The sequence below is a fragment of the Amycolatopsis decaplanina DSM 44594 genome (assembly GCF_000342005.1).
In the GTDB taxonomy this organism is placed as follows: Bacteria; Actinomycetota; Actinomycetes; order Mycobacteriales; family Pseudonocardiaceae; genus Amycolatopsis; species Amycolatopsis decaplanina.
On record NZ_AOHO01000068.1, the window covers coordinates 394,650 to 419,460 of the forward strand.

A 24,811-nucleotide genomic window follows, 5' to 3' on the forward strand; every position below is an offset into this window, starting at 1 on the left:
TGCGGCATCCAGGCACGCGAGTTACGTGCCTGATCACGCGAGTCACGCCTTTGCGCACGCCGCGCCTGTGTTCCCGGACCGAATCGCCCGTTCCTAGGACTCCCGGCGCCTCCGTCCGGCGAGGAGCAGCAGCGCGCCGATGGCCAGCATGCCCAGCGCCAGCACGGTCATCGTCATCACCGGTGAGCCGGTCACGGCCAGGCCGGGCGGCCGCGGGGTGACCGGCGGCTGCGGGGTCGGCTTCTCCGGCGGCTGCGGAGCCGGCGGCTCCGGCGGCACCCGGGTGTCGGTACCGCAGTCGGGGTTCGCCGAACCCGGCGGGCAGTTGCCGCCAGGCGTGTCCGACGTGACGACGTTGCGGAGGCGGTGGTCACCGGTCGCCGGCTTCCGCACGGTGACGGCGTAGGTGACGGTGGCCTTCTCCCCCGGCTTGAGCTCGCCCTTCCAGGTCAGCTTCGGCGCGGAATAGGTGACCGTTCCCGTGCTCGCCTTCGCGGTGCCGTCGAACGTGGCGTCGTCCAGCACCTGGGACAGGTCGTCGGTGAACGTCGCGTCGTCCACCGTGGCCTGTCCGGTGTTCTCCACCGTGACGGTGAACGTGACGACCTCGCCCGGTTTCGCCTCCGTCCTGTCGACCGTCTTCTTGATCTTCAGGCTGGACAGCGGCGTCGTCGTGCCGCACTTCGGATCCTTACTGCCCGGCGGGCAGTTGCCGCCCGGAGTGTCGGAGGTGATCACGTTGGTCAGCTTGCCGTCACCGTCGGTCTTGGTCACCTTGACGCTGTACGTGACCGTCGCCGTCTGCCCGATCTCCAGGTCGCCGGTCCAGGTCAGCTTCGGTTCCTCGTAGGTCACCGAACCGATCGTCGCCGCACCGTCCTTCTGGAACACGGCGTCGTCGAGGACCTCGGTGAGGTCGTCGGTGAACGTCGCGCCGGTCAGCTTCGTCTTGCCGGTGTTGCGCACGGTCACCGTGTACTTCACGACGTCGCCCGGGTTCGCGGTGGCCTTGTCCGCCTTCTTCTCCAGCGAGATACCGGGTACCGGGGTGGCGGTCGAGCAGGCCGGGTCGTCGGACTGCGGCGGGCAGGTGCCCGGGGTGCTGGTGCTGACGGTGTTCCGCAGTTCGTGGTCGCCCGTCACCGGGTTCTTCACCTTGACCGAGTACTTCAGCGTGGTCGACGCCCCGACCGGGAGGTCGCCCACCCACACCAGGTTCGGCGCGGTGAAGGCGAACGTCCCCGCGACCGGCGCCGACGCGGCGTCGTCCTGATAATCGGCGTCGTCCAGTACCTCGGACAGGTCATCCGTGACCCGTGCGGCGTCCTCGCCGACCAGGTCGACCTTGCCCGTGTTGGTGACGGTGACGGTGTAGGTGACGACGTCGCCCGGGTTCGCGGTCTGCTTGTCCGAGGTCTTCTTGACCGTCAGTTCGCGGGACGGCACGTCCGCGACGCAGTTCGGGTCGGTCGAATCCGGCGGGCAGTTGTTGCCCGGCGTCTCCGAAGTGACCACATTGGACAGCTTCTTGTCACCGGTGTTCGGGTTCTTGATCTTGACCGTGTAGGTGATGGCCGAGGTCTGCCCGATGTCCAGCGAGCCGGTCCACGTCAGCTTCGGCGCCGCATACGTGACGCCACCGACGGTCGCCGCGCCGTCGTTCTGGTAGTCGGCGTCGTCCAGCACCTCGGTCATGTCATCGGTGAAGGTGGCGCCGTCCTGTTTGGTCTGCCCGGTGTTGGTGACGGTGATCGTGTACTTCACCGTGTCCCCGGGATCGACCGACTTCTTGTCGGCGGTCTTCTTGATGAGCAGTCCGGAGATCGGGGTGGTCGTACCGCAGTCCGGATCGGTCGAACCCGGCGGGCAGTTCCCGCCCGGAGTGTCCGAGGTGACGGCGTTGACGAGCTTCTTGTCACCGTCGCCCGGATTCTTCACCTTGACCGAGTAGGTGACCGTGGCGGTCTCGCCGATACCGAGGTCGCCGGTCCAGGTCAGCTCAGGCTCCGCATAGGTCACCGCGCCGACGGTCGCCGCGCCGTCGTTCTGGTAGTCGGCGTCGTCGAGGACCTGAGTCAGGTCGTCGGTGAACGTGGCGCCGGAGATCTTGGTCTGGCCGGTGTTGGTCACGGTCACCGTGTACTTCACGACATCGCCGGGGTTCGCCGACTGCTTGTCGACCGTCTTCTTGATCTCCAGGCCCGAAACCGGGGTCTCCGTGCCGCAGTCCGGATCCGTCGATCCCGGCGGGCAGTTCCCGCCCGGCGTCTCCGACGACACCACGTTCTTCAACCGGTTGTCGCCGGTGTTCGGGTTCTTGACCTTGACCGTGTAGGTCACCGTGGACGTCTCACCGACGCCGAGATCACCGGTCCACGTCAGCTTCGGCGCCGCGTAGGAAACGCCGCCGATCGTCGCGGCGCCGTCGTTCTGGTAGTCCGCGTCGTCCAGCACCTGTGTCAGGTCGTCGGTGAAGGTCGCACCGGTGATCTTCGTCTGCCCGGTGTTGGTGACGGTCACCGTGTACTTCACCGTGTCGCCAGGATTCGCCGACTGCTTGTCGACCGACTTCTCGATCTTCAACCCCGACACCGGGGTGGTCGTGCCACACTTCGGATCCGTCGAACCGGGCGGACAGTTGCCACCGGGCGTCTCCGACGTGACCGTGTTGATGAGCTTCTTGTCGCCCGGGGCGGGGTTCTTGACCTTCACCGTGTAGGTGACGGTCGACGTGGCACCGATCTCCAGGTCGCCGGTCCAGGTCAGCTTCGGCGCCGCGTAGGACACGGCACCGATCGTCGCGGCACCATCGTTCTGGTAATCCGCGTCATCCAGCACCTGCGCGAGGTCATCCGTGAACGTCGCACCGGAAACCTTGGTCTGCCCGGTGTTCGTGACGGTCACCGTGTACTTCACCGTGTCGCCGGGATTCGCCGACTGCTTGTCGACGCTCTTCTCGATCTTCAAACCGGACACCGGAGTGGTCGTGCCACACTTCGGATCCGTCGAGCCCGGCGGGCAGTTCCCGCCCGGTGTCTCCGAGGACACCGCGTTCTTGAGCAGATTGTCGCCGGTATTGGGGTTCTTGACCTTCACCGTGTACGTGACGGTCGACGTGGCACCGATCTCCAGGTCGCCGATCCAGGTCAACTTCGGAGCGGCATACGAAACACTGCCGATCGACGCCGCACCATCGTTCTGGTAGTCCGCGTCATCGAGCACCTGTGCGAGGTCGTCGGTGAAGGTCGCGCCCGCCAGCTTCGTCTGACCGGTGTTCGTGACCGTGACCGTGTACTTCACGACGTCACCGGGATTCGCCGACTGCCTGTCCACCGACTTCTCGATCGACAGGCCGGAAACCGGCGTGGTGGTACCGCACTTCGGGTCCGTGGATCCCGGCGGGCAGTTACCACCCGGAGTCTCCGAAGTGACCACATTGGACAGTTTCTTGTCACCGGGGTTCGGGTTCTTGACCTTCACCGTGTACGTGACCGTCGCGGCGGCACCGATTTCGAGGTCACCGGTCCACGTCAGCTTCGGCGCCGCGTACGTCACCGCGCCGATCGTCGCCGTACCGTCGTTCTGATAGTCCGCGTCATCGAGGACCTGTGTGAGATCGTCGGTGAACGTCGCACCGGAAACCTTGGTCTGCCCGGTGTTCGTGACGGTCACCGTGTACTTCACGACGTCACCGGGATTCGCCGACTGCTTGTCCACCGACTTCTCGATCTTCAACCCCGACACCGGAGTGGTCGTGCCACACTTCGGATCCGTCGAACCCGGCGGACAGTTCCCGCCCGGCGTCTCCGACGACACCGCGTTCTTGAGCAGGTTGTCTCCTGTGGCGGGATTCTTCACCTTGACCGTGTAGGTCACCGTGGCCGTCTCACCGACGCCGAGATCGCCGGTCCAGGTCAGCTTCGGCGTGGCATACGACACCGCACCGATCGTCGCGGCGCCGTCGTTCTGGTAGTCAGCGTCGTCCAGCACCTGCGTCAGATCGTCGGTGAACGTCGCTCCGGTCAGCTTGGTCTGTCCGGTGTTCCGCACGGTGACCGTGTATTTCACGACATCGCCCGGATTCGCCGACTGCTTGTCCACCGACTTCTCGATCAACAGACCGGAAACCGGAGTCGTCGTGCCACACTGCGGATCCGTCGAACCCGGCGGACAGTTCCCGCCCGGCGTCTCCGACGTCACCACGTTCTTCAGCCGGTTGTCGCCCGTGTTGGGGCTCTTCACCTTGACCGTATAAGTGAATTCCGCGCTCTTCCCCGCCGCGAGCGTGCCGGTCCAGGTCAGCTTCGGCTCCGCATAGGAGACCGAACCGGGCGACGCGGTGGCGTCGTTCTGGTAGACGGCGTCGTCCAGCACCCCGGTCAGATCGTCGACGACCTTGAGGTCCGCCGCCGTCACCTTTCCGGTGTTGGCGACGGTGACCTTGTAGCGCACGGTGTCGCCGGGGTCGGCGGACTCCTTGTCCGCGGTCTTCGTCACCGTGTACGACGGCGGCGGAACCTTGGTCTTCGCGCACGCCGCGGCGGGATCGTCCGGGCAGCGGTTGTCCGGCGGGACGACCGGCGGCGGTCCGGTCGGGACGGTCGCGCGGTTCACCAGTTCCTTGCCGATGGCGGCCTCTTCGACCTTCACGCGCACCGTCAGCGTGGCCGTCTCGCCGACGGCGAGACCGTTCACGGCCCAATCGATCGGCCCGGTACCGGCCGCGGTGCCTTTCGAGGGAGTGGAGGACACATAGGTCGTTCCCGGCGGCAAGGTGTCGCGCACCGTGAGCGCGGGCACGGGGATCACGCCGGTGTTCCGCAGGGTCACCTGGTAGGTCAGGGTGTCGCCCGGGATCGCCTCGGCGAGGTCGACCGTCTTCGTCAGCTGGTACCCCGGCGAGGCGACCGTGTTCCGCACCGTGTTCGAAGTGCGTTCCTGCGGGCGGCCGGTGTCCTCGCCGCGAAAGGTCAGCTTGCCGGTGTTGTCGAGTTTGGTGCCGTCCGGCACATCGAGCCCGACCTTGACCTTGAAGGCCACCTTCTGCGACTGCCCCGGCGCCAGATTCCGCAGACGACAGGTGACCACCTGGCCGGCGGCCGAACAGTCCGGATTGGACCCGGCCACGAACGTGACGCCGTCCGGCAGAGTGTCGGTGAGCACCACGTTCGTCGCGGTGTCGAGGTCGGTGGTGCTGCCGTCGGCGTGCCGGTTGGCGACGTCGAAGGTGTAGGTGACCTCGCTGCCCTTGGTGACGTAACCCGGCGGGTTGTCGTCGGTGTTGCCGACCGGATCGTTGGCCTTGGTGATCTGCAGGTCGGGTTCGAGCGCGTCGGTGACGAGCCAGATCGTCTGCGGGTACAGCGCGTCGCCGACGGTGCCGATCTTCACCTGGAGCGCGGTGGTCCCCGCGGGGACCTTGCCGGTGATGTCGATGCTGCGGGCGTCGTACCCGACGTTGTTCACCGGATTGGGATCACGAGACGTGACGTTCGTGCCCGAACCGGCGGCCGTGACGCGGTCGATCCGGCTGCTGAAGGCGTTGTTGGTCGCCACGCCGCCGGGCGCGGGCATGGCGATCGTCTGCAGGCTGGACGCGTCGGGCCCGACCTGGAGGTAGTCGCCGGTGATGGGCGCGTCGCCGTCACCGGCGACGATGCCGAGTTCGACGTTGGGCTGACGCGAGGTCGGGGCCTTGATGCCGCTCAGCGCGATGGTCGCCGAACTCGGCGTGCTGCCGCCCGCGACCACCTGCAGACCATCCCAGACCTGCAGGTATCGCAGCGGCTCGCTGGGCAGTTCGTAGGCCACCACCAGGGACCAGCCACCCCAGCAGCCGAGGTTCGTCCGGCTGATCGACTGGCCCTGGCAGGCCTGGATGTCGGCGACCGTGTACTGCCCGGCGCCCGCGGCGGTCACGAGGTTCGTGACGTCGGCCGCGCCGCCGTAGGCGTACAAGGTAGGGGACCCGCCCGTGGTGGTCGCGGGGAACCAGTCATAGGTTTCGGCGGTGATGCGCTGATACGCGCTGGAGCCCGGGATCTTCATGGAGACCTGGTTGCCCCGGCTACCGTCGCCGGAGGTCCCGCTGCTGGCGACCGGGTTGAACTGCCAGTACAGCCGGGCGTTGAGCACCTTCGCGCCGGCCGGGACGTTCAGGCTCGCCGCGGACGCGGTGTTCCCGGGCGCGGCCGGGTCGGTCTTGATCCACGACACCGCGCTCGCGTTGCTCGCGGACTCGTTGCAGACCACGCCGGCGCCACACTGCACGACGGAGTTGGCGGCCATCGTGATGCCGCCGTGCGCCAGCCCGGAGTACACCGGCTCCGGTCCGATGGGCCGCTCGGTGCCCGCTCCGCGCGGCTGCGTCTGGGCGTTCGCGGGCAGCGGGGCACCCATCAGCAAAGCCACGACGATCACCGTGAGGATCGCCAAGCCCCGGCGCCACCGATTCCGCTCACGCCGTTCCGTCATGCCGCCTCCGCCTCACCCCTCGCTCCCATCGACCCAGGTCAGGACGACGGGGACAGCGAGTCCGAATGACGGTCATCCTGGGTCGGCAAGATCGTCGACGGCAAGCGGGAGCAGCGGTGTCTCCTGGATAAGACCCGTTGAGTGGCCCCGAACCCCTCGGACGGGTGATCACTCCGCCCGTGCACCGTCCACAACGGACGGAGCGGAACGTGGTGGGGCTCGTGAGTGGTAAAGACGGTTCTAACCGTCCTTACCACTCACGAGGCGGTTCCGAGGTCAGGCGGTTTTGGAATCCTCGCCGTTCGCGTCGCCGAGCAGGTCCTCGGTCAGGACGGTGCGCGAGGGCAGTCCCAATTTGCGCAGCGCCCGTCCGACGTGGATCTCGACCGTCCTCGGCGAGAGGAACAGCCGCTCGCCGATCTCCCGGTTCGTGAGGTTCCGGGCGGCGAGCCGGGCGACCTCGAGTTCCCTCGGCGACAACGCTTCGCCGTAGCCCTTGCGGCCGCGCCGGGGCATCTCCGGATCACATCGCCGCAGCGAACGGCGGCAGCGGAGCGCGTCCACGGCGGCGCCGAGGCTCGCGTACGTCGTCTCCGCGGTGGTGAAGGAAGCGACGGCACGCTCCCGCGCCCCGGCTTCGGAGAAGCATCCGGCCGCGAGTTCGCCGGCGTAGGCGGCGAAATACGGAAGAGGCAACGCGGTATAGGCCTGTGCGGCACCGAGCAGCAGATCGCCGGCGGGGAGTGTCTCGCCACGCGCCTGGGTGAGCATTCCCCGGCACAGCAGCGCCGACGCGTTCGCCACCGGGGCGTCCTTGCCGTCGATGCCCTGCCGGTACTCCGCGAGCAGCTCTCTCGCCTCGACGTGCTGGCCCAGCCCGAGCATGGTGCGCACGGCGAACGGCATCAGCTCGGCCGCCCAGACCCAATTGTTCTTGTGGCGTACGGTCTCCAGGCCGCACTCGGCCAGGCGCCGGGCGGCCTGCAGATCCTTGCCCGCCTGATGGACCGCCACACGGCCCGCGTACGCCGAAGCCTGCACCGGGACGCTGCCCGCGGAAAGCGCGAACGCCGCGTCGAAACTGCGCAATGCCGCGGTCGGCCGGTGCTGCCCGTACTCGTACCAGCCGAGCACCAGCAGCGGCTCGGCCGCCAGCGAACTGTCCTTGTCGACCCGCGTCAGCATCGCGCGCGCCTTCTCGGCGACGCTCGCCCACTCCCCCATCGCGAGGTCCAGGCGCAGTTCGGTGCCGTCGGCCAGCGCGTCGAGATAGGGCTGGTGGTCGTCGCGGATCAGCCTCCGCGCGGTCGCGAGGTAGACCCGCGAGACCGGATAGTGCCCGTTCCACGCCACCGCGTCGGCCAAGTTGATGTAGGTGCGGGCCACCTGGCGGCAGACCTCGGCCGACTCCGGTGCCCGTGGCAGGTCGTCGATCTCGTGCCAGGCCTCCGGATCGGCGATCTGCATACGCGCCGAAAGCCGGTTGGCGGTGATCGCGGCGAGCAGCCCGGCGTCGTGTTCCCCCTTGCTCACCTGCTCGGCCTCGTCGAGCCAGCGGAAGTTCTCCTCCACCGGAACCGTCCCGATATGCGGCAGCGCCAGGGTGACCAACCCCCTGGCGAGCAGCGCCTGCCGCCTGCCGAGGTCGGCCGCGCCCAGTTCGATCTCGAGCCTGCCCGCTTCGACCTTGCCCACCTGATTGATCAGGACCTGGCCGAGGTGGACCCGGATCTCGCCCCGCGCGGCCTTGCTCAGCGGCCATTCGCGCAGGATCTCCCGCAGCAGCCGGACTGTTCCGGCATGCGCGATGCTGCGCGGCAGTTCCCTGCCGAGCCGGACGGCGAACGACTCACGCGCGGTCCGCGGCAGATCCGTGTCCCGCAAGGCCGCTTCGAGCAGACGGCTCGCTTCCTCGGTCCGGCCGTCTTCGATGGCGTTGTCGACCGCGACGCCGGTCCACTGTGTCCACGCGGCGATGTCGCCCGCCGCCCGCGCGTGACGGGCGATGAGCGACGCGAAGGGTTCGGCGCCCGCGGCGAGCCGGGCGGCGGCGCGTCCGTGCATCGCGCACCGTTGAGGCCCGGGAAGCAACGCGTAGACCGCTTCGGCGATCAGAGGGCTCCCCGAGACGTAGCGGCCGCGGCCGAGATCCCGTAGCAGTCCCGCCTCCACGGCTTCGGTGACCGCGCCGGAGATCTCCCCGGACGACGGCGCCGCAACCGTGCCCAGATCCGGTTCCCTGGCGGGCGATCCCAGTACCGCGGCCGCGCGGACGACGTCCCGTGCGGCCGGGCCGATCACCGCCATCAGGCCGGAGACCCGGCTCCGCACGATCGGCGGCACGGTCGCCGACACGAGCCTGTCCGCCGAAAGTGCCTCGGCCGTGTCGCCGACGCTCTGCACCAATGCCGTCAGGTCGACGGCGATTCCGGACGTCCGCCGGTGCGCCGCTTCGGCGAAATCCGGCGCGCAGCGGCCGAAGGACGCGTCCAGCAGCGTCCGCACCTGGACGGCGGTGAACGCCGCGAGCGAGAGTTGCGCGGCGGTCTCGCGCAGCGGCGGGAATCGCCGCGGTCCGCACGTCACCGCGCTGACCACCACGCTCAGCGGCGTGGCCGGGGACGCCGCGAGCCCGCGCAGGAACTCCCAGGTGTCGTCGTCGGCGGAGTGGACGTCGTCGAGCACCAGCACCGCCGGACCGCAGCCGGTCAGTACCTCGCGCACCGCGCGGAACTCCTGCTGCCGGACGGTCCCGGCGTCCGCGTTCTCCGGGAACGGCGGCAACCACGGCGACCATTCGGGGATCAGCCGCCGCAGGACGCCCGTCACCGGGGAGAAGCACGACGCTTGGGCGGCGACCACGTCGCTCTTCCCGAGCAGCGCGTCGACCAACGGCGCCAGCCGGCCCGGCCGGGCGAAGGAACCGCACCGGGCGGACCAGACCACGCGCGACGCGATCCCGGGATGAGCGGCCAGTTCTTCGAGCAGACGGCTCCGGCCCACACCCGGTTCGCCCTCGACGACGGCGACCGACGGCGGGCGCGAGGCGACGCGCACCAGTTCGGCCAGTTCGGTGTCGCGGGCCACGAACACCGGTGCCGCACCGATCGTCGGCATGCTCGGGACCATACCGAGAGGACACCCGCCGAAAGGCGGGAACACGAACAGTGACCACGACCCGCACGCTTTCCGCTGGTCCACACCACCGGAGTCACGACCTCCCCATGCCGTTAACTCGATCGGGCGACGCCGACCTGCGGTGGCACCGATCCCCGCACCGGCAATACGGACCCTTACGTATTGCCGCGAACCTTGCCAGAGGTACCACCGGAGGGTGAATCTCAGTCTGTTCACAGTGCCCCTCTGTCACCTAGTCACAGCGCAAGTCCCCCGCTCGCGCCGGTCGGCCGCTCGGTCGGGTAGCCGAAGTTCCCACCTGTCCCTTCCGGGTAGCCGCCGGCACGTGCTTCGCGTTCGACCATCCAGTTAGGAGTGTTCCGACGGTGAAGACCTCGTTCAGGCGCGGGCTGGCCACGGCCTGCGCCGGTGTCGCCGCGTTGGTCGCCCTGCAGGCGCCCGCCACCGCGGCACCGGCCATCACGGCGGCCACCACGATCCCGATCCGGATGCAGGCACAGGAGAAGAGCAACTGGTGCTGGGACGCCAGTGGCAACACGATCGCCGCCTGGTGGGGCCACTCCCTCACCCAGACGAAGTTCTGCCAGGTCGCGCACAACGAGTCCGGTTCGGACTGTGCGAACAACCAGGGCTACCTGAGCGATCAGCAGCGCGTGTTCCGCTGGCTCGGGTTCAGCAACGTCGGCACCTACAGCTCCTCGGGCCAGACGCTGAGCTTCGCCTCCATCAAGAGCCAGGTCGACGCGCGGCAGCCGATCGGCACCCGGATCGGCTGGCGCAACGGCGGCGGGCACATGCACGTGCTCTACGGCTACGACAACACCAACGGCGCGACGACGGTGTACTACGGCGACCCGTGGGGCTCGAGCCCCCGCTACAACCAGATGAGCTACAGCGCCTACCGGTCCAACAACTCGTTCACCTGGACCCACACCGTCTACGGGATCAAGGACTGAAACCATGAAACGAACCTTCCTCGGCGCCACGATCCTCGCCCTCGGCCTGTCACTGGCGCTCGGCGGCCAGGCCTCCGCCGCCGACGCCCCCAGCGGCGCGCCGACCGCCGCCGACCTCGCCGCGGTGTCCACAGTGGTCACCAGTGGCGCGACCACCCAGCGGCTCGCCAAGGCGCAGTTCCCCGGCGCCGCCAAGGCCGACACGGCCGTCGCGGCAAGAACCGCCAAGGCCGACCCGCGGACACCGGTGGTGGTCTACCAGCCGACCGCGGCCTTCATCGCCGGCACCTCCTCGGTTCCGGCAGAGCTCGCCTACGTCGCCACGCCCGCCACCTTGGGCAACGGCGACGCCGCGACCGTGTGGTCGCAGCGCGAGGGCTCGGGCTGGTCGGTCTACAACGTCGCCTCGGGTGACGTCGAAAAGCGCCTCGCGGCACAGGTCGGCAAGGGCTACCTCCTGAGCGAACCTCAGGCGGGCGCCTGGTACGCCGTCGACGGGGACACCGTGACCGTCCTCGACGGCTCGTCGGTGGCGAAGACCGGCGAGAGGATGACGCTCGCCGCCTACCGCGAAGCCCTGCAGAGCCGCTACGGCGACAAGCTGCCCGGCTCGACCTACGACCGCACCGGCGCCGCCGGCGGTTACGGTGCCGCCCCGGTGGGTGACACCGAGGTGCCGTGGTGGCCTTACGCACTCGGCGCGGTCTTCCTCGCCGCCGCGGGCACGGCCGTCACGCTCCGGCTCCGCAAGCAGTAAGCGCCAAGGGTGCCGGGACCACGCGGGGTCCCGGCACCCTGCGGGGGCTGAAGGACGCTTTCAGCCCGCCCGCTAGGCGAACGTGTAGTCCTCGATGGGGAAGCTCTGCGCCTCCTTGATGGCGTTCAGCGTGGAGGACGGCCGCAGCAAGGTCGCCTCCCCGTGCGGGTTGAAGTAGTAGCTGTTCGCCGGGGCGCACTTCCCGAGGGCGAAGATCGAGTCGCCGAGGCGTTCGGTCATCCGGTCGAGGAACGCGTCGTTGGCCTCCTGCGTGACCTCGAACTCGGTCGCGCCGCGCCGCCGCATCGCGCCGAAGAGCCGGTCCATATGCCGCATCTGCGTCTCGATGGTGGTGAAGTAGGACAGTCCCGAGTACGAATACGGGCTGTTGAGCGAGATGAAGTTGGGGAACTTCGGGATCGCGACGCCCTCGTAGGCCTGGAAACGGTTCTCCCGCCACCACTTCCCGAGATCCCGGCCGTCGCGCCCGATGATCTCGATCGCCGGGAAGTTCGTCTCCCACAGGTCGAATCCGGTCGCCAGCACCAGGACGTCGATGTCCCGCCGCCCGCCCTCGGCGGTCTCGATCCCGGTCTCGTCGATCTTCCTGATGGACGTCGTCTCGAGGCGCACGTGAGCCTTGGTGAAGGCCGGGTAGTACTCGTTGGAGAACGTCGGGCGCTTGCAGCCGAACGAATAGCGCGGCGTGAGTTCCGCGCGCAACCGCGGATCCCGCACCTGGCGGCGCAGATGCGCCTGGCACCACAGCTTGCCGAGCCGGTTCGCCATCGGCAGTTGCTTGTAGTGCAGGACGCCGGAGACCATCATCAGTTCCAGCAGCGCCGTCCCGGTCAGCCGGGCGGCCCGCTGGGTGAACGGCACCGCGGCGAACGCGCGCCGGACCACCTTGGGCACCGGGAAGTCCAGCTTGGGACTCACCCAGATCGGGGTCCGCTGGTACACGGTGAGTTCCCGCGCGACCTTCGCGACCTCGGGGATCAGCTGGACCGCGGTCGCGCCGGTGCCGATCACCGCGACCCGCTTGCCGCCGAGGTCGTACTCGTCGTCCCAGGCGGTGGTGTGGACGACCTTCCCGCCGAAGGTGTCGATCCCGGCGATATCGGGCTTCTTAGGCTGGGAAAGGAATCCTGTCGCGGTGAGGAGGTACTTGGCGGTGACCGGTTCTCCTTCGGCGAGAGAGACGGTCCAGTGCGCGTTCGCCTCGTCCCAGACCGCGCCGGTGACCACCGAGCCGAAACGCATGTAGCGCCGCAGCCGGTACTTGTCCGCGACGTGCTCGGCGTACCGCTTGAGTTCCGCTCCCGGCGCGAAGAGCCGCGACCAGTGCGGATTCGGCTCGAACGAATACGAGTAGGTGGCCGACGGGATGTCGACGGCCAGCCCGGGATAGCGGTTCACGTGCCAGGTGCCGCCGAGATCGGACTCGCGTTCGAGGATGAGCAGGTTGCCGTAGCCGAGCCGGTTGAGCTGGATCGCCGCGCCCATCCCGCCGAAACCGGCCCCGACGACGACGGCGTCGTACTGCGCGTTCATGCGTTTTCCTCCCGGTGGGTGTCCTGGTGGAGGCGGGCGCGGTAGCCGTCCCGCTCCGGTGAATCGGGGCGCAGGGCCCGGTCGTCCTTGACCAGCCGCCGGACCGCGTTGAGCGCCGGTTCGGGCGTCACGGCCGCGAGGGTGGCGAGCGCGCCGACATAGCCGGGTACGGCGATCTCCGCGGCGCGGGTGCGGACGGAATCCACGACGGCGTCGGCGATCCGGCCCGGTTTCACCTTCGGGATCGGCCGCATGTCGAGTCCGGAGGCCAGCGCGGTGTCGACCGCCGACGGCAGCACCGCGGAGACGCTCACGCCGTGTGGCGCGTACTCCAGCCGGGTCGCCGCGGTCAGCCCGACGACGGCGAACTTGCCGGCGTTGTAGATCGCCAGCCCCTTGACGGGGAACTTCCCGGCCAGCGACGCGACGTTGACGATGTGGCCGCGGCCGCGTTCCAGCATTCCGGGCAGAGCCAGCCGCATCCCGTGGACGACACCGAAGACGTTGACCTCCATGGTCGCCCGGTTCAGTGCGTCGGAGAGGTCGAGGAAACCGCCGTTCGGCATGATCCCGGCGTTGTTGACCAGCACCGCGAGCGGCCCGTTCGCCTGTTCTGCGTCACCGAGGAAAGCGGCGAAGGAGGCCGGGTCTGCGACGTCGAGGTGATGCGCGGTGCCGCCGATGTCGGCGGCGGTCCGTTTCGCGGCTTCGAGGTCGAGATCGCCGATGGACACGCGCGCGCCGAGCGCGGCCATCCGTTCCGCGGTCGCGCGGCCGATGCCCTGTCCCGCACCGGTGATCGCCACGTGCGCGCGAGCGAGGTCGAGGTCCGGGTACTTGCTCATGCGCGCACTCCCTCTCGTTCGAAGGCTTCGGCGACCAGGCCGGGCGCCGTCTTCAACGCCGTGGCGAGCACGTGCTCCCGCCGTCGTCCGTCCATGAAGTTGGCGCCCATGGCGGCGAGATCGGCGGGCCCCGGTTCGATCCGGACCACCCGGACACCGGCCGCGCGCAGCCGCCGCGCCTCGTCGTCCACTCGCCTGGTCATCGCCGTCCGCAGCAGGCGTTCCAGCCGGGCCGGGCCGCGTCCCGGAGCCCCGCCCTCACTGCTCATCGGCGCGATCAGCACGACCTCGCCGACGTCGCGGGTGAGCAGGAGATCGGCCGAGGTCGGCGAAACGGTCCCGCCGTCGATCAGCGGGCGTCCATCCACAATGGACGGAGGGAACCAGCCGGGGATCGCCCACGACGCGGCGATCGCCTCGCCGAGGCGGGCGGGCGGAGCTTCCGGGGAGCCGAGCGCGATCCGCTGCCCCGTCAGGTCCGCGGCCATCAGCCAGGTCGCGGGATGCGGGACCCAGCCGCCGGGGGCCAGTGCGTCCCCGAGTTCGCGGAGCCGGCCCGCGTCTCCCCTGCCCCGGGGCAGAAGACCCGCGAGACCGGCGAGCGTGTCGACGTCCCGGCGCAGTGCGGCCCGGACCAGTCCCGCCGCGGGCCAGTGCGGATACGGCACCGGCGGGAGCCTGTCCGGCACCCGCCGGACGTGCGCGGCGACGACGGCGTCACCACCGGGCGCGCCCGCCACCGCATCGAGGATCGCCCGCGCCGGGATACCGGCCCCGAGCATGGCCACCGCCTCGGCACCCGCCGACGTCCCGATCAGGACGTCCGCCTCACGTGGATCCCAGCCCGCCTCGGTGTGCAGCGCGTCGAGAACCGCGGCCATCCAGGCGAACCCCAGGGTCCCGCCGCAGCCGAGCACCAACGCCCTTGCGGAATGACGTGTCATTTCCGGAACGGTATGTCATTTGAACGCGCCGGGCAATAAGCTGGCGGAATGACGACGGAGACCCCGGTCAGCAGGGCCGCACGGAAGAAGCAGGAACTACGGCGCGAGATCGTGGAGACCGCGTTCGACTGCTTCGCCGAACGCGGCTACCACGCGACGGGGATCGCCGACATCGCCGCCCGGCTCGGCATCGGGCACGGCACCTTCTACCGGTACTTCCAGAACAAGCGGGACATCGTCGACCACGTCATCACGGACCTGGTCGAGAAGGTGGTCGGCGCACTGGCCGCGGACAACGCGCCGGACGCGGTCAACAGCCTGTCCGAGTACCGCAAGCAGAGCGCGAGGATCGGCGACGCGCTCGCCGGGATCTTCGGCAGCGACCCGCGGATGGCCCGGTTCCTCCTGCTCGAAGCGGCGGGCATCGACGCCGAGATGCGGGAACGGGTGCTGGACTTCTACGAGACCGCCGCCGGGCTGACCGCGGGCTACCTGCACCACGGCGTCAACCTCGGGTATCTGCACGAGGACCTGGACGTGGACGCGACCGCGCGGGCGATCAACGGGATGATCCTCGCGTCGGTGCTCTCCGGGCTGCGCGACCCCTCACCCGAGGGACAAGCCGCCATGAGCAGGGCTGTCCGCCGAGTCATGTACGACGGGATCGCCGCACCTCGCTAGGAAACCGGCCGGCCGGCCCGGTTTGGCGCACCAGTAGGCGGGGGCTGGGCACTGCCGGTGGGCCGGACTCCATTGAACCGGCCCCGGCGGTCGCGGTCTACCGGCGAAAACGCAGAACCGCACCGACGAAAACGAACCTCACCGCTTACGCAAAGTGTCACTGGGCGACTCGCCGAAGGCCGCACGGTACTGCGCGCTGAACCGGCTGCCGCCCAGGAAACCCCATTTCGCCGCGACGCCGGTCACCGTCGTGCCCCCGCCGGGCTCGGCGTCGCGGAGTTCGGCTCGGGCCCGGTCCAGCCGGACCCGGCGCAGATAGGCCATGGGGGTGGTGTCCAGATGCCGCCGGAACGCCAGTTGCAGGGCACGCACCGAGACCCGGCAGGCGCGGGCGATGTCGGCGACGCCGAGGTCGAGGTCCGGATTCGACTCCAGGAAGGCGATCCCGCGGCGTACGGTTTCCGGGACGGCGTCCAGGCGGTCACAAGGACGATCGTCGCCCGTGCCCGCGGTGAAGGTGTTCAGTGCCATGGCGGCCATCAGCCTGCCCGCCGCGCCGAGCACGAGCGGGCCGTTCTCCACGCCCGGTTCGGAGAACAGCCCGGTCATGTACTCGACAGTCCGGCGCCATCGTTGCGCCTTCTCCAGGCTCACCGGCTCGTAGCGCAACCGCTCGATCGCCGCGTCGTCCTGCGCCGGATCGATCCCGGTGAACAGCGACAGGTCGATACTGGTTATCTGCAACCGTGTGCCGTGCATTCCCGTCCGGTAACCGCTGCCGGGGTGCGAGGCGACGAATACGTCGCCGGTGGCCAGCCTGCGGTCACCGAAACTGTCCTCTACTTGCACTTCACCGCCCAGCACGCGCAGGAGTACCAGTCTGCCCAGCGGCTGGATGACGATCTCGGTGGTCAGCGTGTTGTGCAGGAGGTCGATCTGTACGTCCCCCACATCACACCGGTTGTGCTCGAAACGGTAGTTTTCGACAGTGCCTCGCACCCGCAAGCGGTTGTCGCGGTACGCCTCGGCGATCAGCGCACATGCCTGCTCCGGATCGGTGGTCGCGAAGTCCGTCACCAACGGTTCGTGCATGGGACCACGTCTCCTTTCCGTTTGCCCGTAACGAAAAGTCCGCCCGCCGGAACGCTACCGCCACCCGGCGGGCGCTACCAGGGCGCATCGGCGTCATCCGGCTGGTCGGAATGGCTCACCCGCGCGGTCGAGGATCGCACTGGGGCGCGAAGGTCGTCGAAGGAGCGCTCCCTTGTGCGCGGATTCGGCGGCGGGATCGGTCTCGCACAGCAACGCGACCAGCCGGGACCGGCGCGCGTTGGTGATCCACGTCTTGTTGCCGTCGACCATGTACTCGTCGCCGGCCCTCGCCATCCAAGTATCATGAGCGATGATGAGACGGTAGGTGGAATACCGAATCATGATAGCCGCGTACCGGACCACGATGAGCAGGGACGACGGTGGACTTCAAGCAGCTCAAGGCGTTGGTGACGGTCGCCGACGTCGGCAGCGTGACCCGCGCGGCCGAGCTGCTGCACCTGGTCCAGCCCGCGGTCACCCGGCAGATCCGCACCCTGGAACAGGAACTGGGCGTGCCGTTGTTCGAGCGGACCCGCCACGGGATGCGCCCGACCGAGGCGGGCGCGACGCTCGTCGAACGTGCCCGGCGGGCGCTCACCGAACTCGACCGGGCACGGGCCGAGCTGGCCCCGAAACCCGGGGCGGTCACCGGGATCGTCACGGTCGGCCTGCTGGAGAGCGCCGCCGAACGGCTCGCCGCGCCGCTGACGACGGCCGTGCTGCGCGAGCATCCGAGGATCGAACTGCGGCTGCTCACCGCGTACTCCGGGCATCTTCAGCGGTGGATCGACGATGGCGACGTCGATCTGAGCCTGCTCTACAACCTGACCAGTACTCCGTCGCTCGACGTCCGCCCGCTGGTCAGAGAACGGCTGTGGGCGGTCGCTCCCCCGTCGGCCGGGCTCGATCCCGCGCGGCCCGTCCCGTTCGCCGAGGTGGCCGCGCGTCCGCTGATCATGCCGTCCGAGGGGCACGCGCTGCGCACCCTCATCGACGGTGCGGCCCGTGAGGCGGGCGCCGAGGCGGAAGTCATCGTGCAGACCAACGCCATGACACTGCAGAAAAGCCTCGTGCTCGGCGGGCACGGCTGGACGATCCTGCCCGGCATCGGCATCTCGGCGGACGTCGCCGACGGCACCTTGAGCGCGGCTCCGGTGTGCGAACCGGAGGTCTGGCGCACCGTCGTCCTCGGCATGCCCCGGACCGGCCGCGTCACGCCCGCCGTCGACGCCGTCGCCCGGACACTGGTCCGGCAGATCCACCGGACCGTGCGCGAGGGCGAGTGGCCCTCGGCGCGGCTCTGGGAAGACCGAACAGGAGAAGGATGAGCACACTCCCCCGCACCGGCCACGCCGTCGCCGCCGACGGCACCCGGCTGGCCTACCAGTGGCACGGCACGGGCAGGCCGCTCGTGCTGCTGGCCGGGCAGGCGAACGACCACACGTGGTGGGACCGCACGCGCGGGGACTTCCCGAGCACGATCACCATGGACTACCGCGGCACCGGCGCCAGTGACGCACCCGATTCCGCTTACTCCACACCGGGTTTCGCGGACGACCTGATCGCGGTCCTCGACGAACTCGGGGTCGGTGAAGCCGATGTCTACGGCACCTCGATGGGCGGCCGCGTCGCGCAGTGGGTCGCCGCGCGGTATCCCGGCCGGGTGCGGCGGCTGGTCCTCGGCTGCACCTCGCCGGGTGGCAAACACGGTGTCGAGCGGTCGAACGACGTGCGGCTGGCACTGGCGCGGCGGTCCTCGGCGGAGGCACGGGAGACGCTGGAGAACCTCATGTACACACCCGCCTGGCGAGCGGCCAATCCCGGTCCGTACCGGGTGCTGGGCGCGCATGGCATGCCACCGCACGCGGTGCGCGGGCATCTCGTCGCGAGCAACACCCACGACGCCTGGGACGTGCTTCCGGAGATCACCGCGCCCACCCTGGTCCTGCACGGCGACGACGACCTGCTCGCACCGCCCGCGAACGCGCCCCTCCTGACGGAGCGGATTCCCGACGCGCGGATGCATCTCTTCGCCGGGGCGCGGCACGCCTACTTCGACGAATGCCGCCCGAAATCGAGCGAGCTGGTGAGCGACTTCCTGGGTTGTTGAGGGTAAGACAAACCTGGCGTGGTGTCGGAACGTGGTGGGGCTCGTGAGTGGTAAGGACGGTTCTAACCGTCCTTACCACTCACGAGGTTACCGATTTCCGGCAACGCTAGCCGAGATCGAGCAGCCCCTGGGCACCGTTCTCCAGCTTCCGCGCGATGTCCACGGACCGGGGAAGCATGGTCGCCTCATAAACCCGGACGGCCTCGCCGACAGTGTCGGACCCGGCCAGCGCGAGGGCGAGTTCGCAGGCGTCGAGCATGGCCAGATTGACGCCGACACCGAGCGGTGGCATCAGATGGGCGGCATCGCCGAGCAGGGTCGCCCACGGCGTGTGCTCCCACGTGTGCGGGACGGGCAGGACGAACAGCGGGCGGTCGACGTACGGCCCGTCGTTGTCGGTGATCATCCTCGACATCGACGGCGACCAGCCGGAGAAAGCGTCGAGCAGCCGAGTGCGGATCTCCGAAGTGTCACTGGATCCGACCCAGTCCGCGGGCAGGCGCTGGATGATGTAGACCCGGATGTGGTCGCCGCTGTTGCGCTGGGCGAACAGGCACCGCTCGCCGTCGGCCGCCATCGCGCTGCCCTGGCCGACGAGTTCGGCGAGTTCGGGGTGCGCGTTCTCGACGTCGTCGAACCACGCCTCCAGGAAGGTGATCCCGGCATACTCGGGCACGGCCGCCGACACCGCCGGACGGACCCGTGACCACGCGCCGTCGGCACCGATGACCAGTTCCGTCTCGACCGTCGTTCCGTCCACGAATCGAAGACGCCCGGGAGCCTCGACCCGTTCCAGGGTCCGTCCCCAGTGGACAGTGCCCGGGTCCAGCGAGTCGAGCAGCAGACCGCGCAGCTGACCGCGGTCGATCTCCGGTTTGAACAACTCCCCTTCGACAGGGACATGGTGCTCCAAGAGACGTCCGGCGGGATCCAGTTTGCGCATCTCCTGCCCTTCCGGGCGGGCGAGGGCGAAGAACTCGGCGAGAAGGCCGGCTTCACGCAGGGCCAGCTGCCCGTCGTCCGCGTGGAGGTCGAGGGTGCCGCCCTGGTTACGGGCCCGGGGATGGGGGTCGCGCTCGTAGACCGTCACGGGGACACCGTGTTTCTGCAGGATGCGGGCGCAGGTCAGGCCGCCGGGGCCCGCTCCGATGATGCTGATCGTCATGAGCCCAGAAAAGCAGAACGAGTTAAAAAGTGCAACGAGTCAACTTAGTGACCGTGACAACCAATGCGATAGAGTGCGCTCATGGAGACACCGGGACGGCGTGAACGCAAGAAGGCGGCCACCCGCCAGGCATTGGCGGACGCCGCGCTGAACCTGTTCCTGGAGCGGGGTTACGACCAGGTGAGCATCCGCGACATCGCCGAGGCGGCCGACGTCTCGACGACGACGCTGTTCAAGCACTTCCCCGGCAAGGAAGCGCTGGTCTTCGACGAGTCGCAGGACCGCGAAGAACGCCTGATCGCCGCCGTCCGGGAGCGCGAAAACGGCCAAAGCATCGTCGAGGCGTTGCGCGAGTACGTGCTCGCCACGTGGCTCCCCCTCACGACGCACCCCCAGTACGCCGAATTCACCGCGCTGGTGAGCGGCACCCCCGCACTTCAGGAGTACGGCGAGCGCATGTGGACCCGGCACGCCGCGGCCCTCGGCGTCGCCATCGCCGAAGAGACCGGCGTGGACTTCGACGACATCGCCTGCCGCGCGCTCGCGCGTTTCGTACTGGACATTCCGGCACTCACCCGGGGCCGCCCGGATCCGCGGGAGGACGTCGAGAAGATCTTCGATCTCCTCGAACGAGGCTGGCGTTAGTCCTCTTCGAGACGGGAGCCGCGCAGCGAGCCCGGATGCGCCTTGGCGGAGGGATCCTTGCGGGTCTTGAGCAGGCTCGCCACCGTCACCACGACGAGGATGCCGATGATCACCGCGAGGCTGACCGGTGTCGAGATCTCCGGAACGTTCTCGTCGATGTCCACATGGGCCCAGTGCAGGATCAGCTTGATCCCGATGAACCCGAGGATCACCGCGAGCCCGGCCGACAGGTACACCAGGCGATCGAGCAGACCCTTCACCAGGAAGTACAGCGCGCGCAGGCCCAGCAGGGCGAAGGCGTTGGCCGCGAAGACCAGGTACGGCTCGTCGGTGACGCCGAAGACCGCGGGGATCGAGTCCAGCGCGAACAGCAGGTCGATCCCGCCGATCGCGAGCAGCACCACCACAAGCGGCGTGCCGACACGCTTTCCCTCAAGCCTGGTGAACAGCTTGCCGCCGTCGTATTCGGTGGACAGCGGCAGCAGGCGGCGCGCGGTCCGCACCACCACGTTGTTCTCGACGTCGGGATCCTCGTCGCGGTGCCGGAACAGCTGGATCCCGGTGTAGATCAGCAGTAACCCGAACAGCAGGAACATGAAGGAGAATAAGGAAAGCAGCGTGGCGCCGAGCGCGATGAAGATCGCGCGCATGATCAGCGCGACGACGATGCCGAACGTGAGCACCTTGTGCTGGTGTTCCTCGGGTACCGCGAAAGTGCTCATGATGATCACGAAGACGAAGAGATTGTCGACCGACAAGCTCTTCTCGACGATGTAACCCGCGAAGTACTGCTGCCCGAAGTCGCCACCGTGAGCCAGCGTCAGCCAGACGCCGAACGCCACCGCGACCAGGATGTAGCCGATCGACCAGGCCACCGCCTCGCCGAAGCCGACCTTGTGCGGCCGCACGGCCGCGAGGATGAGATCGAGCGCCAGGAGCCCGAGCACCAGCCCGATCGTGACGGTCCACGTGAGGCCATCGATCTGGAGCATCCGCACCCTGTCTTTCCTCCGACGGCAGGTGCCAAGATCTTAAGTGCGACTCTCCCGGTCCGCATTCGCATGACCCGGCGCCGCGTCCAGCAGTGCGGCGAGCACGGTCTTGAGCAGCGGGTGGTCCGCGCTCCCCCGCCGGACGGCGGCGAACACGCGGCGCAGCGGCGGTTCGCCGCGCAACGGGACGGCGACAGCGCCGGGAACGGCGGTGAAAGCGTTGCGCGGCACCAGCGCCACCCCCTCGCCCGCGGCGACCAGGGTGGTGATCGCGTGGAAGTCGTCGGAGACGTGCCGGATCTCCGGGTTGGCGCAGACGATCATCAGCACGTCGCGGCACGGATTCCCGGGTTTCGGCGCGATCCACTCGTCGTCGGCGAGTTCGTCGATGTCCACTTCGGACGCTCCGGCGAGCCGGTGCGCGGTGGGCAGCACGACGTCGAACGGCTCCACGTACAACGGGAACCGGGTGAGCCTGCTTTCATCCGTCCGAGGCGAGAGCCGGTATTCCTCGGTGATCGCCAGATCGACCTCACCGTCGAGCAGCAGCGGGATGCTCGCGTGCCCCTCGACGTCCTGCACCTGCAGGGTCACCCCTGGCGAGCCGGCGCGCAACGAGGCGATCGCCGGCGCGACGACCATCGTGATCGCGGAGGCGAAACTCGCCAGCCGCACCATCCCCCGGACGCCGGAATCGAGCGCGGCCAGCGTGGCCCGCGCCCGTTCCAGTTCGGCGGCGACGGCGTTGGCGTGCACCACCATCAGTTCACCGGCGGGGGTCAGCGAAACCCGCCTGCCCCACCGGCGGAGCAGCTGCTGGCCGCACTCGGCTTCGAGCGCGGCCAGCTGCTGGGACACCGCGGACGGCGTCAGGTGCAGCGCCTGTCCCGCCGCCGTCACGGTGCCGTGGTCGGCGAGGGCACGCAGCACGCGCAGCCGTCGCGGATCGATCATTCGTCCATCATGGACCTTGCCGCCACGAACGCGTCGACCGCACGGTCGACGTCGTCGGTCGAGTGCGCCGCCGACATCTGCGTCCGGATGCGGGCCTTCCCGTGCGGCACCACCGGGTACGAGAAACCGATCACGTAGATGCCCTGGTCGAGCAGCAGATCCGCCATCTTGCCCGCCTTGGCGGCGTCACCGATCATCACCGGGATGATGGGGTGCTCACCCGGCAGCAGGTCGAAGCCCGCTTCGGTCATCCGGCGCCGGAACAGCTCGGTGTTGGCGCGCAGTTTGCCCAGCAACTCGCTCGAGGAGTCCAGCAGTTCCAGCGTGGCGAGCGCGGCCGCGGTGATCGACGGCGCGAGCGAGTTCGAGAACAGGTACGGCCGCGAACGCTGCCGCAGCATCTCGACGATCTCCGCGCGGCCCGAGGTGTAGCCGCCGCTCGCACCGCCCAGCGCCTTGCCGAGGGTGCCGGTCAGCACGTCGACCTTGTCCTGCACGCCGAACAGCTCCGGCGTACCGCGTCCGGTCGGACCGGTGAAGCCGACGGCGTGCGAGTCGTCCACCATCACCAGCGCGTCGTAGCGCTCGGCCAGCGCACAGATCTCGTCGAGCGGCGCGAGGTAGCCGTCCATCGAGAACACGCCGTCGGTGGCGATCATCCGGTACCGCGCGCCGGACGCCTCCTTCAGCCGGGCCTCCAGGTCCGCGACGTCACGGTTGCGGTAGCGCATCCGCTTCGCCTTGCACAGCCGGACGCCGTCGATGATCGACGCGTGGTTGAGCTCGTCGGAGATGATGACGTCCTGGTCGGTCAACAGCGTCTCGAAGAGCCCGGCGTTGGCGTCGAAACAGGAGCTGTAGAGGATCGTGTCCTCGGTGCCGAGGAACTCCGACAGCTTCGCCTCGAGTTCCTTGTGCGGCTGCTGGGTCCCGCAGATGAACCGCACCGACGCCATGCCGAAACCCCAGCGGTCCAGCGCCTCTTGCGCGGCCTTGATCAGCTTGGGGTGGTCGGCGAGGCCGAGGTAGTTGTTGGCGCAGAAGTTGAGGACGTCGCCGTCGCCGACGCTGACCGAAGCCCGTTGCGGTCCCTGGATCACCCGCTCGCCCTTGTACAGCCCGGCTTCCCGGATCTCGGCGAGCCCGGCCTTGAGGTCGTCGCGCATCGCGCCGTACATCAGTTCTCCGTCCAATCCAGAATGACCTTGCCGCAGCGGCCTTCCCTGGCCGTCGCGAACGCCTTCTCGTATTCGGTGTAGCCGAACCGGTGGGTGATCACCGGCGAGATGTCCAGCCCGGCCTGCAGCAGCACGGACATCGAGTACCACGTCTCGAACATCTCGCGCCCGTAGATTCCCTTGATCTGGATCATCTTGAGCACCACGGACGCGATGTCGACCGACACGTCGGAAGCGGGAAGGCCGAGCAGCGCGACGCGGCCACCGTGCGACATGTTGGAGATCATGTCGCGCAGCGCCTCGGGCCGCCCGCTCATCTCCATGCCGACGTCGAAGCCCTCGGCCATGCCGAGCCGCTGCTGCGCGTCGGCGATGGTCGCGGAGGAGACGTCCAGCGCGAGGTCGACGCCGACCTTGCGGGCCAGTTCCAGCCGGTGCTCGCTGACGTCGGTGACGACGACGTTGCGCGCGCCCGCGTGGCGCGCGATGGCGGCGGCCATGATCCCGATCGGGCCGGCCCCGGTGACCAGCACATCCTCACCGATGACGGGGAAGGACAGCGCGGTGTGCACGGCGTTGCCGAGCGGGTCGAAGATCGCGGCGATGTCGAGGTCGACCTTGGTGCGGTGCACCCAGGCGTTCTGCTCGGGCAGGACGGCGTACTGCGCGAAGGCACCGTCGGTGTGCACGCCGAGGCCCTTGGTCCTGGCGCACAGGTGGCGCCGCCCGGCCTTGCAGTTGCGGCAGCTTCCGCAGACCAGGTGTCCCTCGCCGCTGACCAGGTCGCCCACCTTGACAGTGGTCACCGACCGGCCGATCTCGACCACCTCGCCGACGAACTCGTGCCCGATGACCAGCGGCGCGGCGATGGTGCGCGCGGCCCAGTCGTCCCAGGAGTCGATGTGCAGATCGGTGCCGCAGATCCCTGCGCGCAGCACTCGGACCGCGACGTCACCCGCGCCGACGACCGGGTCCGGCACGTCGGTGAGTTCAAGCCCTGGTGCTCGGTCGGCTTTGACCAATGCCTTCATGGCGCGAAGTCTGGTCCGCCCGTGCTGTTCAGTCCATCGCGAGTTTCTGAAATCCCTCGTTAGCGTGCCTTCACAAGAGTGGCCACTCCATCGAGCAACCGCGCCAGCCCGAAGGCGTAGGCGTGCTCGGGATCGTGAGCGCCGTTGTGGGCCTGTGCTCGCGGCGATCTTCCTGCCGCCGGCAGCCAAGCGATACCGCGCGCTGGACCGGTAAGTCGCGTTAGAGCCTGTCTTTGATGCCGGTTGCGGGTATGGGTCGGGCCTCTGCTAGTGATCTTGACACCACATCTCGATC

General features: G+C 68.9%; 17 protein-coding genes and 1 pseudogene. 6 read left to right on the forward strand and 12 right to left on the reverse strand.

All coding sequences use genetic code 11. From position 1 onward, the window contains the following. Positions 1-93: 93 nt before the first annotated feature. The gene (locus H074_RS27075) at positions 94-6,474 is read right to left on the reverse strand and encodes a DUF7927 domain-containing protein (protein WP_007033265.1); all 6,381 of its coding nucleotides are present in this window, start codon (positions 6,472-6,474) and stop codon (positions 94-96) included. A 276-nt stretch (positions 6,475-6,750) separates the two neighbouring features. Beyond that, positions 6,751-9,591 (reverse strand): helix-turn-helix transcriptional regulator, encoded by a 2,841-nt coding sequence (locus H074_RS27080; RefSeq protein ID WP_235096895.1) that lies wholly within the window; start codon positions 9,589-9,591, stop codon positions 6,751-6,753. Positions 9,592-9,977: 386 nt separating this feature from the next. Here H074_RS27080 and H074_RS27085 point away from each other — a divergent pair, with 386 nt between their 5' ends. Together H074_RS27085 and H074_RS27090 are read left to right on the forward strand one after the other, a co-directional pair. Then, a complete protein-coding gene (locus H074_RS27085) occupies positions 9,978-10,568 on the forward strand; it encodes a papain-like cysteine protease family protein (protein WP_007033267.1) in 591 nt (196 codons plus the stop codon). Positions 10,569-10,572: 4 nt separating this feature from the next. After that, positions 10,573-11,325, forward strand: a complete 753-nt coding sequence (locus H074_RS27090) for a hypothetical protein (RefSeq protein WP_007033268.1) — start codon at positions 10,573-10,575, stop codon at positions 11,323-11,325. 72 nt (positions 11,326-11,397) lie between these two features. Here the strand turns inward: H074_RS27090 and H074_RS27095 are convergent, their stop codons facing one another. Genes H074_RS27095 through H074_RS27105 form a run of 3 tightly spaced genes read right to left on the reverse strand, consistent with a single transcriptional unit; the run spans position 11,398 to position 14,668 of the window. Continuing rightward, positions 11,398-12,879, reverse strand: a complete 1,482-nt coding sequence (locus tag H074_RS27095) for a flavin-containing monooxygenase (protein ID WP_007033269.1) — start codon at positions 12,877-12,879, stop codon at positions 11,398-11,400. Then, on the reverse strand, positions 12,876-13,724 hold the full coding sequence (locus H074_RS27100; protein ID WP_007033270.1) for an SDR family oxidoreductase: 849 nt from the start codon (positions 13,722-13,724) through the stop codon (positions 12,876-12,878). Before H074_RS27100 ends, H074_RS27095 begins: the two co-directional genes overlap by 4 nt. Continuing rightward, positions 13,721-14,668 carry a patatin-like phospholipase family protein gene (locus H074_RS27105; protein ID WP_235096896.1) on the reverse strand — a complete coding sequence of 316 codons (948 nt, stop codon included), beginning with the start codon at positions 14,666-14,668 and terminating at the stop codon, positions 13,721-13,723. Before H074_RS27105 ends, H074_RS27100 begins: the two co-directional genes overlap by 4 nt. A 48-nt stretch (positions 14,669-14,716) precedes the next feature. On the opposite strand from H074_RS27105, the gene H074_RS27110 reads away from it, so the two are divergent. Further along, positions 14,717-15,349: a TetR/AcrR family transcriptional regulator gene (locus H074_RS27110; RefSeq protein WP_007033272.1), complete on the forward strand. Its 633-nt coding sequence runs from the start codon at positions 14,717-14,719 to the stop codon at positions 15,347-15,349. Positions 15,350-15,487: 138 nt separating this feature from the next. Here H074_RS27110 and H074_RS27115 read toward each other — a convergent pair whose 3' ends face one another. Further along, on the reverse strand, positions 15,488-16,441 hold the full coding sequence (locus tag H074_RS27115) for a helix-turn-helix transcriptional regulator (RefSeq protein ID WP_007033273.1): 954 nt from the start codon (positions 16,439-16,441) through the stop codon (positions 15,488-15,490). A 168-nt stretch (positions 16,442-16,609) separates the two neighbouring features. Then, positions 16,610-16,741, reverse strand: a pseudogene (locus H074_RS40385) (acyl-CoA dehydrogenase family protein); the annotation flags it as partial. Positions 16,742-16,821: 80 nt separating this feature from the next. On the opposite strand from H074_RS40385, the gene H074_RS27125 reads away from it, so the two are divergent. Together H074_RS27125 and H074_RS27130 are read left to right on the forward strand one after the other, a co-directional pair. Next, on the forward strand, positions 16,822-17,769 hold the full coding sequence (locus H074_RS27125; protein WP_007033275.1) for a LysR family transcriptional regulator: 948 nt from the start codon (positions 16,822-16,824) through the stop codon (positions 17,767-17,769). Further along, positions 17,766-18,551, forward strand: a complete 786-nt coding sequence (locus H074_RS27130) for an alpha/beta fold hydrolase (protein ID WP_007033276.1) — start codon at positions 17,766-17,768, stop codon at positions 18,549-18,551. The genes H074_RS27125 and H074_RS27130 overlap by 4 nt, the downstream gene beginning before the upstream one ends. 106 nt (positions 18,552-18,657) lie before the next feature. Here the strand turns inward: H074_RS27130 and H074_RS27135 are convergent, their stop codons facing one another. Further along, positions 18,658-19,716: an FAD-dependent oxidoreductase gene (locus H074_RS27135; RefSeq protein ID WP_007033277.1), complete on the reverse strand. Its 1,059-nt coding sequence runs from the start codon at positions 19,714-19,716 to the stop codon at positions 18,658-18,660. Positions 19,717-19,797: 81 nt separating this feature from the next. Here H074_RS27135 and H074_RS27140 point away from each other — a divergent pair, with 81 nt between their 5' ends. After that, entirely contained in the window at positions 19,798-20,361 is a 564-nt protein-coding gene (locus tag H074_RS27140) for a TetR/AcrR family transcriptional regulator (RefSeq protein ID WP_007033278.1), read from the forward strand. On the opposite strand, the gene H074_RS27145 is transcribed toward H074_RS27140, so the two are convergent. The 4 genes from H074_RS27145 to tdh are packed head-to-tail and all read right to left on the reverse strand — an operon-like array spanning position 20,358 to position 24,516. After that, entirely contained in the window at positions 20,358-21,353 is a 996-nt protein-coding gene (locus H074_RS27145; protein WP_039923512.1) for a TerC/Alx family metal homeostasis membrane protein, read from the reverse strand. The genes H074_RS27140 and H074_RS27145 overlap by 4 nt on opposite strands. A gap of 39 nt (positions 21,354-21,392) precedes the next feature. Beyond that, positions 21,393-22,307, reverse strand: a complete 915-nt coding sequence (locus H074_RS27150; protein WP_007033280.1) for a LysR family transcriptional regulator — start codon at positions 22,305-22,307, stop codon at positions 21,393-21,395. Then, positions 22,304-23,485, reverse strand: a complete 1,182-nt coding sequence (locus H074_RS27155; protein WP_007033281.1) for a glycine C-acetyltransferase — start codon at positions 23,483-23,485, stop codon at positions 22,304-22,306. Before H074_RS27155 ends, H074_RS27150 begins: the two co-directional genes overlap by 4 nt. Beyond that, entirely contained in the window at positions 23,485-24,516 is a 1,032-nt protein-coding gene (gene tdh, locus H074_RS27160) for an L-threonine 3-dehydrogenase (protein WP_007033282.1), read from the reverse strand. Before tdh ends, H074_RS27155 begins: the two co-directional genes overlap by 1 nt. Positions 24,517-24,811 lie beyond the last annotated feature (295 nt).